This is a genomic window from Rhizobium sp. BK060, assembly GCF_014193145.1.
Taxonomy (GTDB): Bacteria; Pseudomonadota; Alphaproteobacteria; order Rhizobiales; family Rhizobiaceae; genus Rhizobium.
On record NZ_JACHYW010000015.1, the window covers coordinates 63,978 to 80,160 of the forward strand.

12 protein-coding genes are annotated in these 16,183 nt (G+C 61.8%); 10 read left to right on the forward strand and 2 right to left on the reverse strand.

Annotated elements, in window-relative coordinates; all coding sequences use genetic code 11:
- The first annotated feature begins 7 nt into the window (after nucleotides 1-7).
- From FHT71_RS17670 to FHT71_RS31715, 3 genes are all read left to right on the forward strand, one after another.
- Nucleotides 8-733 (forward strand): sulfite exporter TauE/SafE family protein, encoded by a 726-nt coding sequence (locus FHT71_RS17670; RefSeq protein ID WP_348649311.1) that lies wholly within the window; start codon nucleotides 8-10, stop codon nucleotides 731-733.
- A gap of 114 nt (nucleotides 734-847) precedes the next feature.
- Entirely contained in the window at nucleotides 848-1,741 is an 894-nt protein-coding gene (locus tag FHT71_RS17675) for a DUF2092 domain-containing protein (protein ID WP_132590470.1), read from the forward strand.
- Nucleotides 1,741-2,796: a hypothetical protein gene (locus FHT71_RS31715; RefSeq protein ID WP_246718025.1), complete on the forward strand. Its 1,056-nt coding sequence runs from the start codon at nucleotides 1,741-1,743 to the stop codon at nucleotides 2,794-2,796. Before FHT71_RS17675 ends, FHT71_RS31715 begins: the two co-directional genes overlap by 1 nt.
- A gap of 447 nt (nucleotides 2,797-3,243) precedes the next feature.
- Here FHT71_RS31715 and FHT71_RS31720 read toward each other — a convergent pair whose 3' ends face one another.
- Entirely contained in the window at nucleotides 3,244-3,543 is a 300-nt protein-coding gene (locus tag FHT71_RS31720) for a TetR family transcriptional regulator (protein ID WP_348632823.1), read from the reverse strand.
- Between the two features lie 157 nt (nucleotides 3,544-3,700).
- On the opposite strand from FHT71_RS31720, the gene FHT71_RS17690 reads away from it, so the two are divergent.
- The 5 genes from FHT71_RS17690 (at nucleotide 3,701) to FHT71_RS17710 (ending at nucleotide 10,996) form a co-directional block, all read left to right on the forward strand.
- Entirely contained in the window at nucleotides 3,701-4,765 is a 1,065-nt protein-coding gene (locus FHT71_RS17690) for an efflux RND transporter periplasmic adaptor subunit (RefSeq protein WP_132590472.1), read from the forward strand.
- A gap of 1 nt (nucleotide 4,766) precedes the next feature.
- Entirely contained in the window at nucleotides 4,767-5,864 is a 1,098-nt protein-coding gene (locus FHT71_RS17695) for an efflux RND transporter periplasmic adaptor subunit (RefSeq protein ID WP_165933110.1), read from the forward strand.
- Complete coding sequence (locus tag FHT71_RS17700) at nucleotides 5,861-8,914, forward strand: efflux RND transporter permease subunit (protein WP_132590474.1); 3,054 nt, start codon at nucleotides 5,861-5,863, stop codon at nucleotides 8,912-8,914. Before FHT71_RS17695 ends, FHT71_RS17700 begins: the two co-directional genes overlap by 4 nt.
- A gap of 1 nt (nucleotide 8,915) precedes the next feature.
- On the forward strand, nucleotides 8,916-10,205 hold the full coding sequence (locus FHT71_RS17705; RefSeq protein WP_183721214.1) for an alpha/beta hydrolase: 1,290 nt from the start codon (nucleotides 8,916-8,918) through the stop codon (nucleotides 10,203-10,205).
- Nucleotides 10,206-10,333: 128 nt separating this feature from the next.
- Nucleotides 10,334-10,996: a TetR family transcriptional regulator gene (locus tag FHT71_RS17710; RefSeq protein WP_183721217.1), complete on the forward strand. Its 663-nt coding sequence runs from the start codon at nucleotides 10,334-10,336 to the stop codon at nucleotides 10,994-10,996.
- A 243-nt stretch (nucleotides 10,997-11,239) separates the two neighbouring features.
- Here FHT71_RS17710 and FHT71_RS17715 read toward each other — a convergent pair whose 3' ends face one another.
- Complete coding sequence (locus FHT71_RS17715; protein WP_132590480.1) at nucleotides 11,240-13,306, reverse strand: FUSC family protein; 2,067 nt, start codon at nucleotides 13,304-13,306, stop codon at nucleotides 11,240-11,242.
- Nucleotides 13,307-13,791: 485 nt separating this feature from the next.
- Between FHT71_RS17715 and FHT71_RS17720 the strand changes: the two genes are divergently transcribed.
- Entirely contained in the window at nucleotides 13,792-14,676 is an 885-nt protein-coding gene (locus FHT71_RS17720) for a LysR family transcriptional regulator (protein ID WP_132590482.1), read from the forward strand.
- A gap of 161 nt (nucleotides 14,677-14,837) precedes the next feature.
- Nucleotides 14,838-16,043 (forward strand): FMN-dependent L-lactate dehydrogenase LldD, encoded by a 1,206-nt coding sequence (gene lldD, locus FHT71_RS17725; RefSeq protein WP_132590484.1) that lies wholly within the window; start codon nucleotides 14,838-14,840, stop codon nucleotides 16,041-16,043.
- Nucleotides 16,044-16,183 lie beyond the last annotated feature (140 nt).

Here is a 16,183-nt window from a genome sequence, read left to right on the forward strand (position 1 = left end):
ATGCGCCGTGGCCGAACAAACGCTTCGTGCCACGCTGGATCGCGCTGCCCGACCGCTAGGCGAATTCCACCGCCCCAAAGGCTACGACATGACCCCCTCCTTTCTGATGACCCTTCTGGCCTCCGGGCTCCTCGCAGGCATTGTGCACGTGGTTTCGGGCCCGGATCACCTTGCCGCCATCGCACCATATGCCGTCGACGCCAAAGCTCGGGCCTGGCGGACAGGGATTCGATGGGGGGTCGGACACAGCGCCGGCGTCGTTGGCGTGGGGTTGCTCGCGCTATTGCTGCGGGGCGCTCTGTCCATCGACATCGTATCCGCCTGGGGCGAGCGTTTCGTGGGCGTCATGCTCTGCGGCATCGGCATCTGGGGACTACGGGCAGCAGTTGCCGACAGGGCCGAAACTCATTCCGACGGGTATCGTGGGCATTTGCATGGGCACCGGCACAAGCATCCGGCCTTTGCTGTTGGCACGGTGCACGGACTCGCCGGGAGTTCGCACTTGCTCGGCATCGTGCCGGCGCTGGCATTGCCCACCAATACCGAAGCGGCATCCTATCTCCTCGTGTTCGGTCTCGGCACCATCGCCGCGATGGCAACGTTTTCAACCTTCATCGGCTGGCTTGCGGGTCGGCCGGGCGCCCAAAGCGTCAAAGTGCAAAATGTCCTCATGGCCTCGTTTTCGATCCTCGCCATTGTCGTCGGAGGCGTGTGGTTCTGCCAGGGCATCTGAACATTCCAATCCTGGACGGCCGCAACGCTCCAGCACGCGAACGACATCTACTTGGCGGGAAGCCGCATTGGGCTGCCTGCCATCCATGAATCTATAATTGCAAAGGAAATGAAAATGGAAATGTGCACTGGCCCGAACCGGGGCCTATTGAAGGCCCTGCGCCGTTCGGTCGCCGGGAATCCCATTGTCGACGGCGCGAGCGGGGGAGGTTTGAATGCGATACTTCGGAATGCCGTCCATGCCGTCGCGCTTGTCGTGTGCGTAGGATTCGTCGCGCTGCCGACAGCGCGCGCGGATGAGCCGACCCCGCCGATCAAACCGGCGATTAGCGACGAGGCCGCCATCGCCGTTTCGCAGATGGGCAAGACGCTCATGGCCAGGGACCTATCGATTACGGCGAGAACGACCAGCGTTTACCTGGACCAGTCCGGACAACCGCTTCACATCTTCCATACGATGAAAATTGCCGTGCGCCGTCCCGATCGGATCGCCGTCGAGTTTATCGGCGATGACGGCAGGCACGATCTGTTCTATGACGGCAAGGCGGCCTCGGTCTTCTTTCCCGACAGCAAGAAATACGTGACGATCCCGGCATCGGGCGACATACCATCTGCTCTCAGCGAGGTCGCAACCAAGCTGGACGTCGATTTTCCGCTCGGCGCCCTTTTTGCAGACTTTCCGGACAAAGTGCTGCTAGGGGACGCCTTGGCCGCCTCGCAGGTAGGGACTGCCAATGTCGACGGTGTCGAGTGCCGGCATCTGCTTTTCTCTCAGAAGTCCGGCATCGATCTGGAATTGTGGGTCGAGAAGAATGATGAGGCGACGCCACATCGCCTGATCGTGACCTACCCGTTGCTGCAGGGCCAACCAAGTTTCGTTGCCGAATTCACGAGCTGGAAGACCCAGCCCCCTCTGTCGGATTCCGAATTCACCTTTGAACCTCCCGCCGGTGTGAAAAAGATCGTCCTGACACCCGCCGTCGCGCCGACAATGGAAGGGAGCAAGTGATGAACCGTCTGAAGCGCACCTGTCTTGCTTTTCTCGCGATAACGACCATTACATCGGACGCTGCCTTCGGTCAGTTTGCGCCGCCACCCGGCGGTCCACCGCCGCTGCCATCCGGAGGGCCGCCGCATCTCCCGTCGGGAGGGCCGGGAGGGCCGCCACGTCCGCAGATGGGCAGCATACGGCATCCGCCGACGGCCAGCCATGGCCGTCCGCCGATGAGCGTGCAGAACCGTCCGCCGGTGAACCCCCGTATGCCAAATGTCGGTGGCGCAAAGGGACGGTTGGCAGAAGGACCCGGCCGCGAAGGCAGCAACGTGTCCGGAAACATCCGCAACACGCTGAATTCGGGCGGTAACATCAACGGGAACCGCGCTTTCATGAACTCCGGAGGCAATATCGTCGCAAAGGACTCGGGCAACCTCACCGTCAACAACTCCGGTGATCTCAAGGTCTCGGGCAACGGTAACGGATACTTTGGCCGTGGATACTATCGTCGTGGAGACCACGGCGTCGGCGACTACGGTGACGGAGAGTATGGCGGTGGAGACTATGGGCGTGGATACTATCGCCGCGGAGCCTACGTTCTGGGCGGGTATGCGGCAGGCGTCGTCGTCGGTGCGGCAGCCGCCTCGAGCACCGGCGGAACAACATATTCTTCCTATGGAGATCAGTCTGGATCCGCTGCGGGCTCCTCTGGCGCAGCGTCCTCGGGTTCGTCCCACGGGGGCTCTTCAGGTTTGTCCCACGCCAGTTCTTCAGGCTCTTCTGGCGAGGTATATGCAAGCTCTTCCGATCAGAGCCGCTCCGGCCCGGCCGTTGCAGGCGGGATGAACCGGAGCGGCGGCAACAGCAGCTCCCAGTCTGTGAATCCTCTGATCGCCGGCCTGTTTGAGAGCCTTCCACCGGAAGGCACGGCATGGACGTCGGAAGAGGCGGTCGGCTGGCTTCAGGCCGCGGCCGCCAATTTACGGATCGTCTACAGGATCCAGGGAAACATCGTGGTCTCGGGCGAAACGCCGCCGTCGGATTACAATCGCGCACCTGGTGGGAACTAGATTGAGCTCAGCATGAGGAAAAGGTTCAGGCCGGACGTCGCACGACCCATCCGGCCTTTGCCATGCGCAGAAAACCACACGGCTCTGTCGGCTCTGACCTACCTGCTCAAATCGCGCGGCTCGTCCCGAATGCTGCAGACCGACCCATAACGAGGTCGATGTGCCCTCCATAAGCGCCTTGCCGTCGATCGGCTTTCGATCCGCAAACATCAGACGCCAGACGCCAGACGGCAACGTGAAAAATCGAAGTCGCGAGCACGTCCGGCGTGTCGGCCGCCGCATCCTGTATAAACTCTCGCGATGCCTTGCTCGACCAAGCCCGTAAGGGCTGCAAGCGTCGGTGCGATGAATTGCTCATGAAGGCAATCGACCATTTCGGGAAAACGAGTTCCTTCGGCGATGGACAAGCGCAGGAGTTCTCTCGTCTTTCCCTCGTTGGCCGTGTTTTCATAAGCGATCAGCAGCAGGTCGCGAATTCGGTCGGCGCGGGATCCCCGAAGGCTGCCGATGGCGGTCAACAGGTGCGGGATGAAGCCGACATGTGGCGAAACATCTCCTTGCGACGTCTTCTACTCGCGTTGCCGCGTAACCGTTTGCCGCAAACTCCTCGAACGCGGCCTCCAGTATTTGATGGGGACGCCGCGCCTTCAATTCCGCTCGCGATATTTTCTCACAGCTAAATTCATAACATCCCATTGAAATTGCTTGATATCCAGCGGCTGTCCGCATCTGGTCACCTGTCTCCATGTTGTATGTGTCAACATTTTTTGGCCAACCAAGTTGACATCGCCCACTTTAGACACTAAGTGGGCGATGTCAACATTAGGCGATCGCCTGGTCCAAGTAGAAGATCGAAGCTGGCCGCTCAACAACGCGTCTCTTCGCAACCATACCGGAGCAAAACATGCAGTCCTTTCGATTGCTGGGAATTGGTCTCGCCTGCGCAGTTCTGGCTGCCTGCGAGGAGAAAGCTGAAGTGGCGCCGCCGCCGCAGCAGGTTCGCGCCGTCTCGGCCGCGGAGGCGCAGTATCAACCCGGTGCGGAAATCACCGGCGAGGTGAAGGCAAGGGTCCAGACTGAACTTTCCTTTCGCGTCAGCGGTAGAGTTCTCGAGAGAAAGGTCGATGTCGGGTCGCATGTCCACGCCGGCGACGTCCTGGCCCAGCTCAACGACACGGAGCAACAGGCCGACGTCAGTGTCGCCCGCGCAGCACTGGAGTCGGCGCAGGCGGTCCTCGCGCAAAAGACGCTCGCCTTCAACCGGGCGACGTCACTCCTGCAGTCACAGGCGGTCCCGCGGGCGATCTTTGACGATGCCCAGAAAGAGCTTCTGAGTGCGCAGGCTTCCCTCGAGGCCGCCGAGGCCGCGCTCGCGACGGCGAAGGACGCGCTGTCCTACACCGAGTTGAGAGCGGCCGCGGACGGCATCATCACCGCGCGCAGCATTGAAGCCGGGCAGGTCGTCTCAGCGGCGCAATCGGCCTTCACGATCGCCCACGACGGTCCAAGAGATGCGGTGTTTGATGTCTTTGAAGCATTCTTTTTGGACGGCCGTCCTTTGAACGACGTCGTCGTCGCACCGGTTTCGGACCCCACGCGAGACGTCCACGCCAACATCCGCGAGGTCTCGCCGGTCATAGACGCAAAAGCAGGCACCATCCGGATCAAGGTGGGGCTCCAGGAGAGCACGCCGTGGCCGCTTGGAACGCCCGTCGTGGGCAAGCTGCGCGCCGCGCCGCGGGACGGTATCGTGCTGCCCTACACCGCGATCGCATCAGCCGACGGCGAACCCGCCGTCTGGCTCGTCAACACCCAAAACCGTTCCGTTTCGCTCCGCAAGATTTCGGTCGGCCGATACCGCCAGAGCGACTTCATCGTCACCAGCGGCGTCGCCCCACAAGACCTGGTTGTCACCGAAGGCGGAAAGTTTCTCAAGGAAGGCCAGGCAATCGCCTGGGAAGGCAAGTGAGATGACACTCGTGCGCATAGGTACCTCTCTTCCATTTCTCTTGTCGATTTCTCTGCTTGTTGGCTGCGATCAAAGGTCGGAGGCAGGAGAGCAGGCAACGCCCCGTCTGGTCAAAGTGGTCATGGCTGAGGTCGAACAGAACAAAGCGACAAGCTTGCCCGGCGTCGTGCGAGCCCGCATCGAGACCGATCTGGCGTTCCGGACTCTTGGGCGGATGGTGTCTCGCAAGGTCGATGTTGGCGATCTGGTGCACAAGGGCGATGTCCTAGCGGAGATCGATCCGCTCACGCTGCAGCTCGCCGTCAAGAGCGCCGAAGCCGATCTGCGCAACGCTCAGGCACAGTTGGAGAACGCCGCGACGACCGAGACGCGAAAGAGAAAGCTGATGCAGAGCAATGCGGCAAGCGTTGCCGATCACGATCTTGCCGAACAGCAGCTCAAATCGGCTACCGCCAATGCTGCCAAAGCAGCGGCCAGCCTTGCGAAGGCGCACGAGCAACTTGGCTACGCCGAACTGAGGGCCGAATTCGATGGCGTCGTCACGGCCACGTCCGCAGAAACGGGCCAGACCGTCTCGGCCGGCCAGCCGGTCTTGAGCCTCGCACGCCTCGAACAGCGCGACGTGGTCGTCGACGTTCCGGAGGCGCAGCTCAGCAACGTTCGCCAGGACGACCGCTTCAATGTGGCCCTCCAGCTCGACAGCAAAATTCAAGCCATTGGCGTCGTTCGTGAGATCGCGCCGCAGGCCGATCCGAATACCCGCACCTATCGACTGAAGATCGCCATCGATCAGGCGCCCGACATCTTCCGCCTCGGCGCCGTGGTCACCGCGACGCCGCTTGTCGGAGAAAGGAAGCAGGCGATCGCGCTGCCGCTCTCCGCCATCCGCCATGAAGGCGGTGCCAGCCAGGTCTGGGTGGTGGATCGCTCGACAGCCACGGTGGTTCCGAGAGCGGTTGAACTCGACGGCCCGGAATCTGGCGCCCGTTCCGTCAGGGTTCTATCGGGCCTGCGGGAAGGCGAAGCGATCGTCGTCGCCGGAATCGATGAACTCGTCGATGGACAGAAAGTGAAACTCGGACAGGAGCAACGCCCGTGAATAAATTCAACCTTTCGGACTGGGCACTCGAGCATCGCTCTCTCGTCTGGTATTTCATGATCATGTTTGCGCTAGCGGGCGCCTTTGCCTATCTCGGCTTAGGTCGCGAGGAGGATCCGTCCTTCACGATCAAGACGATGGTGATCCAGGCCCAGTGGCCTGGTGCATCCGCCGAGGAGGTGACGCAGCAGGTTACCGACCGCATCGAAAAGAAGCTGCAGGAACTCGACAACCTCGAACATACCCGCAGCATCACGACAGCCGGTCAGACGATCGTCTTCGTTGACCTGCTGCCGGATACAAATGCACGGGACGTGAAGCCCACCTGGTCGCGGGTCCGCAACCTGATCGACGACATCAGGCACGAGTTTCCACAGGGCGTTGTCGGACCCTTCTTCGACGACCAGTTCGGCGACGTCTATGGCAATATCTTTGCCTTTACGGGCGACAGCGGACTGAGCCAGAGGGAGCTGCGCGACTACGCCGAGACCGCCCGAACGCAGATCCTCAAGATCCCCGACGTCGGCAAGGTCGATATCGTCGGAGCGCAGGATGAGGTGATCTACCTCGAATTCTCCACCCGCAAGATCGCCGCCCTCGGCATCGACCGCTCCGCGATCATTGCCACGCTGCAGGCGCAAAACGCCGTCACTCAGTCCGGCTTCGTGGAAACCGGGCCCGAGCGCGTCGCTTTGCGGGTCGGCGGGCGCTTCATCTCCGAAGACACCTTGCGTGGGATCAATCTTCGGGTCAACGACCGCTTCTTCCCGCTGACGGACGTCGCAACGATCACCCGCGGCTACGTCGACCCGCCGACGTCGCTTTTCCGCTTCAACGGAAAGCCGGCCATCGGCCTCGCGATCGGCATGAAGACGGGCGGCAACCTGCTCGCGTTTGGGGAAACGCTCGAAAAGACGATGGGCAACATCGTCCAGGAGCTTCCGGTCGGCGTCTCCGTCGAAAAAGTCTCCGATCAGCCGAAAGTGGTCGACGAGGCGGTTGGGGGCTTCACCAAGGCCCTGTTCGAGGCGGTCGCGATCGTGCTCGCGATCAGCTTCATCAGCCTCGGGATGAGGGCCGGCCTGGTGGTGGCAATCGCGATCCCGCTGGTGCTCGCCATCACCTTCCTGGTGATGCTCTACACGGGCATCTCGCTGCAGCGCATCTCGCTCGGAGCGCTGATCATCGCGCTCGGCCTCCTCGTCGACGACGCCATGATCGCCGTCGAGATGATGGTCGCACGGCTGGAAGCGGGCGACAGTCTCACGAAGGCCGCCACCTACGTCTACACATCGACTGCGTTTCCGATGTTGACCGGCACGCTGGTAACGGTCGCGGGCTTCATCCCCGTCGCTTTCAACAAGAGCAACGCCGGCGAGTTCACCTTCACGCTCTTTGTCGTCATCGCGGTTTCGCTCGTCGTTTCATGGGTCGTCGCGGTCGTATTCACGCCGCTGATCGGGGTGACCATTCTACCGAAGACCATGAAGAAGCACGCCGAGCACAAGGGGCGCGTTGCCAGGGTGTTTTCAAGCCTGCTGCAGTTCTGCCTGCGCTGGCGCTGGATGACGATCGTCGCGACGGTTCTTCTCTTCGCCGGATCGATCGTCGGCCTGTCGATGGTGCAGCAGCAGTTCTTCCCGAGTTCCGATCGTCCGGAACTGATCGTCGACTGGAACCTGCCGCAGAACAGTTCGATCGCCGAAACAAGCCGCCAGATGGCCCAGTTCGAGCATGAGATGCTGGCCGACAATCCTGGCGTCGAGCATTGGTCGACATACGTCGGCAGGGGTGCGCCGCGCTTCGTCCTGTCCTTCGACGTGCAGCCGGCCGACGTGTCCTTTGGCCAGACTGTCATCGTCACCAAAGGCCTCGACGTCCGCGACAAGCTGAAGCAGCAGATGGAGGCCTACCTTCAGAAGACCTTTCCGGGAACGGACGCCTACGTGAAGCTTTTGGACATCGGACCCCCGGTTGGCAAGCCGATCCAGTACCGTGTGTCCGGCGAAAATCTGCAGAGGGTGCGCGACCTGGCACAGAAGCTGGGCTCGATCGTCGGCACCCATCCCTCGCTCAGAAACCTCGCCTTCAATTGGAACGAACCGGCCCGTGTCGTGAAGATAGACGTGCTGCAGGACAAGGCCAGGCAGCTCGGTGTCTCGTCGCAGGACATCGCAATGGCGCTCAACACCGTCGTACAAGGAAATGCCGTAACCCAGGTCCGGGACGACATCTATCTGGTCGATGTCATCGGCCGTGCCGCAGAAAAGGAGCGCGGCTCGATCGACACCCTGCTTGACCTGCAACTGCAGAGCAGCAGCGGCCAGTCCGTGCCGCTGTCATCGGTGGCAACCTTCCACTATGAGCTTGAACAGCCGACAATCTGGCGGCGCGACAGAATTCCGACCATCACGATCAAGGCCGGAATCGGCGATGCGACGCAGCCGGCGACGGTCGTGAAGGCGCTGTCCGACAAGGTCGCAGCCTTCGAAAAGACGCTGCCGGCCGGGTATACTGTCAAGGTCGGCGGCGCGGTCGAGGAAAGCGCCAAGTCGCAGGGTCCGATCGCGAAGGTGGCGCCGGCCATGTTCGTCATCATGGCGACGCTATTGATGATCCAGCTTCAGAGCTTCCACAGGCTGTTTCTGGTCTTCTCGGTGGCGCCGCTGGCGCTCATCGGCGTCGTCGTGGCGCTGCTCGCCAGCAACTCGCCGCTCGGGTTCGTCGCACTCCTGGGCGTCCTCGCGCTCGTCGGGATCCTCATCCGCAACTCCGTAATCCTGATCGTCCAGATCGAGGAGCTGCGTGCAGAGGGACTGTCGGCATGGAAGGCGGTGGTGGAGGCGACCGAGCACCGCATGCGGCCGATCATGCTCACTGCCGCGGCCGCAACGCTCGCCCTGATCCCGATCTCGCACGAGATTTTCTGGGGTCCCATGGCCTACGCGATGATGGGTGGGATCGTCGTCGGCACGGCGCTCACACTTCTCTTCCTGCCGGCGCTCTACGTCGCCTGGTTCCGGATCCCTCGCGAAGTCGAGCAGCACTGAGATGACCACATCGCTCTCGTTCCCTGGGCGAATTGCCCAGGGTCTCACCGGGTTTGGTTTTGGGTTCGCCAAGGCGATCGCCGCCCGCCTGGGCCGAGCCGTCCCGGTCCTTGTGGCCCTCGCTCTCGCTGTATCGGGTTGCGCCAACCGGGCGCAGGACGTCCTTCGGCCTCTCGCTGCGGCCCCGACCGGCACAAGCCGGGTCACCATGCTCGTCGCTACAACCCGCAAGCCATCGGACGATCCTGGCAGTCTCTTTTCCGGCGACCGCGGGACGGCGATTTCCCTTAACAGCATCGACATATCCATCCCGCCCGATCGGAACCGCAAGATCGGAGAGGTGCAGTGGCCGTCCCGCATGCCGCCCAACCCGCAAAAGGAGTTCGCGGTCACTGATGTCGCCAAGGTGCAATCCGAAGGCAAGGCCCTGGACTGGTACCGAAGGAACCGAAACAAGAGGCATCAGGTCATCATCTTCGTGCATGGCTTCAACAACACCTATGCCGACGCAGTCTTCCGCTTCGCGCAGATCGTCCATGATTCGGGAACCGACGCCGCGCCGATCCTCTTTACCTGGCCCTCAAGAGGCCGCGTCTTCGATTACCTCTATGACAAGGAGAGCGCCAACTATTCACGCCGTGCCCTCGAGGATCTGATCCTCCAGGCTGTGAAAAGCCCCGACGTCGACGACGTGACGATCCTGGCTCACTCCATGGGCGGCTGGCTTGCCGCAGAGGCCCTGCGCGGCGTCGCCATGCGCGAAAAATCGATTCCGGTAAAGGTCAAGAATGTGGTTCTGGCGTCGCCGGATATCGACATCGACGTATTTCGCCGTCAGTTCATGGAGATGGGACCCAAGCGCCCGCATTTCGCCATCCTGACATCGACCCGCGACAAGGCACTGGAGGTCTCCGGCTGGCTTTCGGGTGGCGTCAATCGAGTCGGCGGGTCCGATCTCAGGCCCTACGCGCCCCTCCTCAAAGAACTCGGTGTTTCCGTCATCGACACGAGCGCAATCGCGACCAATGATCCCCTCGGCCACAACACCTTCGCCGACAGTCCGGAGATCGTGCGCCTGCTTGGACAGCGGCTGGCGGGGCAAAGCCTTGAGGGAGGAACGACGAATGTTGCGGACCAAATCGGGATGACTGCGGCCGATTTCGCGGGTTCGGCGGCGCGCGTAGCTGTCGCGGCCCCGGTTGCTGTCATCAGCCCGGAGGCGCGTGATGTTCTCAAGCGAGAGCTCACGTCAGACAGCGGGCGGATGGTGAACGGTCAGATCTCTTACTGAAGAATGAGCACCTTCAGACCGCCATCTGATGAAGCCTGGCCCTCAATGCCATTCGGCTTTGGCCTTTATCAACGGATCTTCGAAGGCAGGGCAAAGGACATCGCTGGAGGAACTCGGCGGGATTGCAAATGGAAGTTGGCATGATTGCAAGGAACCAGCCACGACCGGAATTCACAATTCAGATCGTTGAAGCCGGCACGGCGGCGTGCCGGCTTTACGGCCCTGCAAAGACAAACGTCGCTGATATTGCCAAACTTCTCGGGAAGTCACCGGCGAGCATATATAAAATCTTTCCTTCGAAGGCGTCGATATGGGATGCGATTGCGGAGGATTTTTTCGAAAGCGATCTCTGCTTTACCGCCTGGGCCGACGGCGATTTGGCGAGTGTGGCGGACCGCCTGAAAGACACCGCGCTAGGATATCATCGGTTAATACTGAACGCCCTTCGCAACGACAGCCAGATGTTCAAACTTACTGTTCTTGCGGCAGAAGGCGATTGGCCGTCATTCCGGAATTATCTGAAGCGACTTCATAACGGCGTGGGAGAACTCATTCGCGCCGGCATCGCAGCGGAAGAGTTCCTTCCAACGAACGTCGATTTGGCAGCTGCCTGTTTTTGCGCCTCCATCGGCGTTCTACTGGATCCCAGAATTATCGGAGCACTGCCGTCGAGTCACTATGAGTTTTCCGCTGAGGAGCTTGTCTGCTATTCGGTATCAGCGTTGAAAGGCATACAGCCTAATCGCCGCGCTATACCGATTTCCCAAAGACCTGGCCAACGATCTCCTTGAGGGTAGCGCGGGTGACAGCGCGCCCCAGCTTCCAAGTTGCGAGAACCTCGTCCGACAGATCTATACAAGACTTGGCGATGAACGAACGCATGCGGAAGACTACGCGCGCTCACTCGGCCGCTTCGAAAAGCATTTGCGGCTTTGGCGCAGCGCTCGTTCGCGCTGAATGGTATCGTTCACCTTCATGGACGTCTTGCGCAAGGGATTGGACGCAGTTCCAATTCTGCAGCAAATGGCCACGCCTCACACCAAAGCCCTCAGGTAGACCGAAAGCTGTGCGCCGAGGCTATGCAGGCTCTCGGCGAGGTCATCGGTCGTGAATCCGTTAGTTGGTATCGACTGTTCAGGCACGAAAAACTTCGGCGTTGCGCTGCGCCAATGGCGAAGGCGATCGATCGCCTCAAGCAGCGTCTTGTTGCTGCCGCCAGGTCTGTCGGCTTCGAGCCATTCAGAGGTTGCGGCGCCGGCTAGATTGCGGAGTGCAGCGAGCACGTCGGCGGCTTCGTCAAGATGCGAGCTGTATCGCCGTCCCTCGAGCACGAGGCGTTGCCGGCAGGTTTCGGCAGCAGTGCTGGCGATGCCGGCGGCACGCCGAGCGTCGCGTATCGCGCTATCTGCCGAGCCAGCCTGACCGGCAACCAGTTCGGCATAAGCGAGATTGGCGTCAATGGCTTTCGACAAGGCGGCTTCCATCGCGTCCCGCACGCGTTCTGGCCAGAGCGAACTGATGCCGACGCCGATGAGCGCTCCGACGACGTTGTCGAACGCGCGCGTCCAGGCGAGGCTATGGCCGGGCTGGAGCAGCTCGGAAACGAAGATGAAGAGCGGGGTCAGAAACGCCACGAACAGAGTATAGCTGACCGACCGCAGCGCGATCGTCGCGGCGGCGACCGGGAAGATGACGAGAAGCAGCGCTCCTTGGGTCGAGAGAAGCTCTGCGCCCGCGGCCGCGATGACAGCGCCTGTGACGCTTCCGAGGATGCGCTCCAGGCTCCTGCGCCAGGTCGCGGACGCGCCTGGCTGCATGCAGACCACGGTTGCCATAGTCGCCCAGTAGGAATAGTCGAGGCGAAGGAACTGCGCGGCGGCATAGGCGACCATCACGGCGATCGCCGCGCGAACGGCATGCCTGACGATCGGCGGGGCGAACAGGCCGCTGCCTGACTGTGCCGGCTTGCACGATGCGATGGGATTACGCCTTGGCGCAAGCGCGACGGGCGGCCATTGCCGGATGAGCGAATCGAGCGCGGCCGCGCTTTGCGCGCTCAGCTTCGCGAACAAAGTTCCTTTGGCGAGCGGCTCGCTCTTCAGGCACTTGGCGATCGCGACCAGCGCACTGCCATCGGGCATGCGGCGCCCGGATTGATGGTTCAACTCGGCAAGCGCCTCGGCCAGAATGCCGATTGTCTCGCGATACGCGGCCCCATCCGATGGCGCAAAGCCGTTCCTCCCACGGTGCTCGATGGCGATCAGGGTAGCGAATAGTTGGTCGGCGACATCCAGACCCGCACGAATATAGTCGCGCTCGACGTCGCCCTCACATGGCAACCGGGCGAGAAGCGCGTGGCCATGTTCGATGGCATTGCGTACCGCGCGGCGGTGGTCGGCGGCCAGGGTGACGGATTTTTTTGAGCTGGACGTTCCAGACTCTCCAGGCAGCAGATCTGCGAGCATGTCCTGGAGGCGCGCATAGGCGGCGGCGACCGCACGGCGCGCGGGTCCATGAGGATGGATCCGCCAGATCAGCAGGCAGAGCGTCGTCGCCCAGATCGAGCCTGAGAAGAATGTAATCCCCAGTTCAGCGGCGGCGAGGGGCGGGCGCGGAAAGCTGATGGCCACCACCGCGACGACGCTTGCCATCAGGCCGGCAGGGGCGGCGGCTGGACCCCAGCCGCGGCTGAGCGAGTATAGGAACACGGTTGCCAAAAGGAAGAGCGCAGCGATCAGGGGGCCGAACTCGGCAAGCGTGGCGGCAAGCGGCGCGGTGATCGCTCCGGCGATCGCAAGACCGCCCATGGCAAGGAACCGCTCGCGGTCCGGGCCGCCGGGATCAGCCAGGCAGGTCCAGAAGGCGCCGAAAGCCGCCCAGCCAAGCGTCGGGGCGTCCAGCACCCACGCGATCGCCACCACCACCGCTACTGCCGTGGCGGCACGAAGGCCCTCCATGAATCCGATCTGTTCAGGGGTCAGCGCGACCGAATTCTTTTCGAGGAAGCGCACGAGGGCGCTCAGCAGCGGCGCGTGCCCGGCTCTGTGTCGCCGCGAAAGCAGGCACTTGGCGCTCTCATTCCTGGTGTCGATCGTCGCCATTCGGATTTACGCCTTCGTATGCCCCTGGCGGGGCCTGCCCACATTGTTTGAGATATCTGCATGATAACTTGGGTAGTTCTATTCGTTAAATGACTTATATGACTAACAATAAGTCCATTATGGAATGTTTGGCTTGCGCGCAGAACGCGATCGCACCGGTTCATCTCGCGGCTGGTTTTGGCGCGCGGCGGTGGAGGGCTACAGATGGCTTCGTAGTCGGGACCGACAGGTCAGCGTCTCCTCAAGGTAGAGTTCGACGCTGTTGGCATGGTGGCTCAGATAGTCGATCGAAACGTGCTGGCCACGGTGCGAAGACGATGGCATTCGCAGAAGATCTTGTCCGGTTCGAGGGCCATCAAGCCGCCGGCATCTCCGTGAATACATTCTCAAAACGACTTTCGTGACCTAATCGAATTCTGGTATTGAATGGCAGTCCGTTGGGACAGCTGCATCGCCACGAAACGCCGCCCAATGAGGAATGGAAGATGGAACTTCGGACCCTGCGCGCCTTTGTCGAAGTCATTCGCTGCGGCGGGTTCACCGAAGCCGGAAAGACGATCTTCGCCACGCAATCGACGGTGAGCAAGATGGTGAAGCAGCTCGAGGAGGATGTCGGCGTCCAGTTGATCGACCGGTCCGCACCACGCCCGCGCCCGACCGAGCCAGGCCTCCTGGTCTACCAGCGCGCGCTCGACATGCTCGCCATGCGGGACGAACTGCTGATGCAGATCGGCGAGCTACACAGCTTCAAGCGCGGTGTCCTGCGCGTCGGCGTGCCGACAGTGGGGGGCGACACGCTGTTCGCCCCCGTGATTGCAGAATATCGCCGGCGGTTTCCGCTCATACAGATTAATCTCATCGAGCATGGCAGCGCGCGTCTACATGAGTTGCTTCGGGGCGGCGATCTCGATGTCGCCGGCATCCTGCTCCCGGTCGAAAGCGATCTTGAATATCGCAAGGTCCGGCGCGAGCCCGTGGTCGTCCTCACCCCAGAAGGCGCATACCCGGCGCGAAAAACCTCGATCTCGTTGGCCGAATTGCAGGACCAGTCCTTCCTTCTGTTCCAGCAGGGCTTTGCGTTGAACGAGATGATCCTCGCCGCCTGCCGCCGTCAGGGCTTCGTGCCGAATGTCGCCATGCAGTCGGCCCAGACGCGGTTCATCGCCAAACTCGTCGAGGCGCGGCTGGGCGTGGCGTTCATGCCGCGCATGGTCGCGATGGCCGACCGGCCGGACAGCGTCGCCATCCTCGAGCTCGATAATCCGGACATTGTCTGGGATATGTCCCTCGCCTGGCGGCGCGATGGTTATCTGCCGAAAGCGGCGACCGCGTTCATTGATCTCGTCCAGGAAATCGTCGCGGATCAATAACCGGCCCTGCCAAAAAGGCAGCTTAAAAGGCGCGACGCATTCCAAATTCGACTGACATGAAGTCGAACGTTTCATTTTGCGAATGGCAAGATGCGCCATACCTTCCTCGTAGAAACTTCGAAGCAGCCAGCAACCGAAGTGAACCACGAAAGGAAAGTAAAATGATCGTCTCGGCTCCTACAGACTTTCGCGAAGCTGCCCGTCGTCGGCTGCCGCGTTTTCTCTTCGACTATATTGACGGTGGCGCTGTCACCGAAAACACGATGAAGTCCAATTCGGCTGAGCTCGCCTCCGTCGCGCTGCGTCAGCGTGTGCTCTGCGGCGTCGGCGAACCGACGCTCCATACCGAGATCCTCGGGTCGAAATGGTCGATGCCCGTGGCACTCGGCCCGGTCGGCGCGACCGGCATGTATGCGCGTCGCGGCGAGGTCCAGGCCGCGCGTGCCGCCTCGAAGGTCGGCATTCCGTATACGCTGTCGACCGTGTCGGTCTGCCCGATCGAGGAAGTGGCGCACGGCGCCGACGGCGAACTCTGGTCGCAGCTCTACGTGCTGAAGGACCGCGGCTATATGCGCAATGCGCTCGAACGCTCCTGGGCGGCTGGCATGAAGTCGCTGGTCTTCACCGTCGACATGCCGGTGCCGGGCTCGCGCTATCGCGACAACCGCTCGGGAATGTCAGGCCCGCGCGCTACGCTCCGCCAATATCTGCAGGCGATCACGCATCCACACTGGGCTTTGAATGTCGGCCTCCTGGGACGACCTTTGTCATTCGGCAACATTGACACCTATTCCGGCCGCAAGATGAGTATGAACGACTATATGGGCTTCATTGGCTCGAACTTCGATCCGTCGATTGGCTGGAGCGATCTTGAATGGATCCGCGAGAGCTGGAAGGGCAAGCTTATCATCAAGGGCTTGCTCGACCCCGAGGACGCTCGCGATGCCGTGCGGCTTGGCGCCGATGGCATCATCGTTTCCAATCATGGCGGCCGCCAGCTCGACGGCGCGATTCCGACCGCGCGGGCTCTCCCGCGGGTGGCCGAGGCGGTAGGCGACGAGCTGACGATCCTCGCGGACTCTGGCGTCCGCTCCGGCCTCGACGTCGTCCGCATGCTGGCGCTCGGCGCCAAGGGCGTCATGCTCGGACGCGCCTATATTTACGCACTCGCCGGTCAAGGCGAGGCCGGCGTCGCGCGTCTGCTCTCGCTGTTCGCCGCCGACATGAAGGTGACCATGACGCTGACTGGCGCCAAGTCGCCGAGCCAGATCGGCTCGGACTGCCTCGAGAAGATCGAACAGCACATCCGGGCGGAGCGGGAGCCGGTGAAGGCCACCGGCGCGCCTGCCTTGCCACACGCCGCCTGACAGCACCGAAGATGGGCGACGCATAACCGCGTCGCCCCTCGTTAGCACACACCACAGCTCATCAACTCCAGGGCCGCTCGCGAGACGCGCGAGCGGTAACGGCGAGGCTTTGCCCGTATGCGGATCCGCCGATCAGAAGG

Coding starts and splice junctions, on each gene's coding strand:
- lldD (WP_132590484.1), top strand. CDS start 14,838: ATGATCGTCTCGGCTCCTACAGACTTTCGCGAAGCTGCCCGTCGTCGG.
- FHT71_RS17695 (WP_165933110.1), top strand. CDS start 4,767: ATGACACTCGTGCGCATAGGTACCTCTCTTCCATTTCTCTTGTCGATT.
- FHT71_RS31720 (WP_348632823.1), bottom strand. CDS start 3,543: ATGGAGACAGGTGACCAGATGCGGACAGCCGCTGGATATCAAGCAATT.
- FHT71_RS17690 (WP_132590472.1), top strand. CDS start 3,701: ATGCAGTCCTTTCGATTGCTGGGAATTGGTCTCGCCTGCGCAGTTCTG.
- FHT71_RS17710 (WP_183721217.1), top strand. CDS start 10,334: ATGGAAGTTGGCATGATTGCAAGGAACCAGCCACGACCGGAATTCACA.
- FHT71_RS17705 (WP_183721214.1), top strand. CDS start 8,916: ATGACCACATCGCTCTCGTTCCCTGGGCGAATTGCCCAGGGTCTCACC.
- FHT71_RS17715 (WP_132590480.1), bottom strand. CDS start 13,306: ATGGCGACGATCGACACCAGGAATGAGAGCGCCAAGTGCCTGCTTTCG.
- FHT71_RS17720 (WP_132590482.1), top strand. CDS start 13,792: ATGGAACTTCGGACCCTGCGCGCCTTTGTCGAAGTCATTCGCTGCGGC.
- FHT71_RS31715 (WP_246718025.1), top strand. CDS start 1,741: ATGAACCGTCTGAAGCGCACCTGTCTTGCTTTTCTCGCGATAACGACC.
- FHT71_RS17675 (WP_132590470.1), top strand. CDS start 848: ATGGAAATGTGCACTGGCCCGAACCGGGGCCTATTGAAGGCCCTGCGC.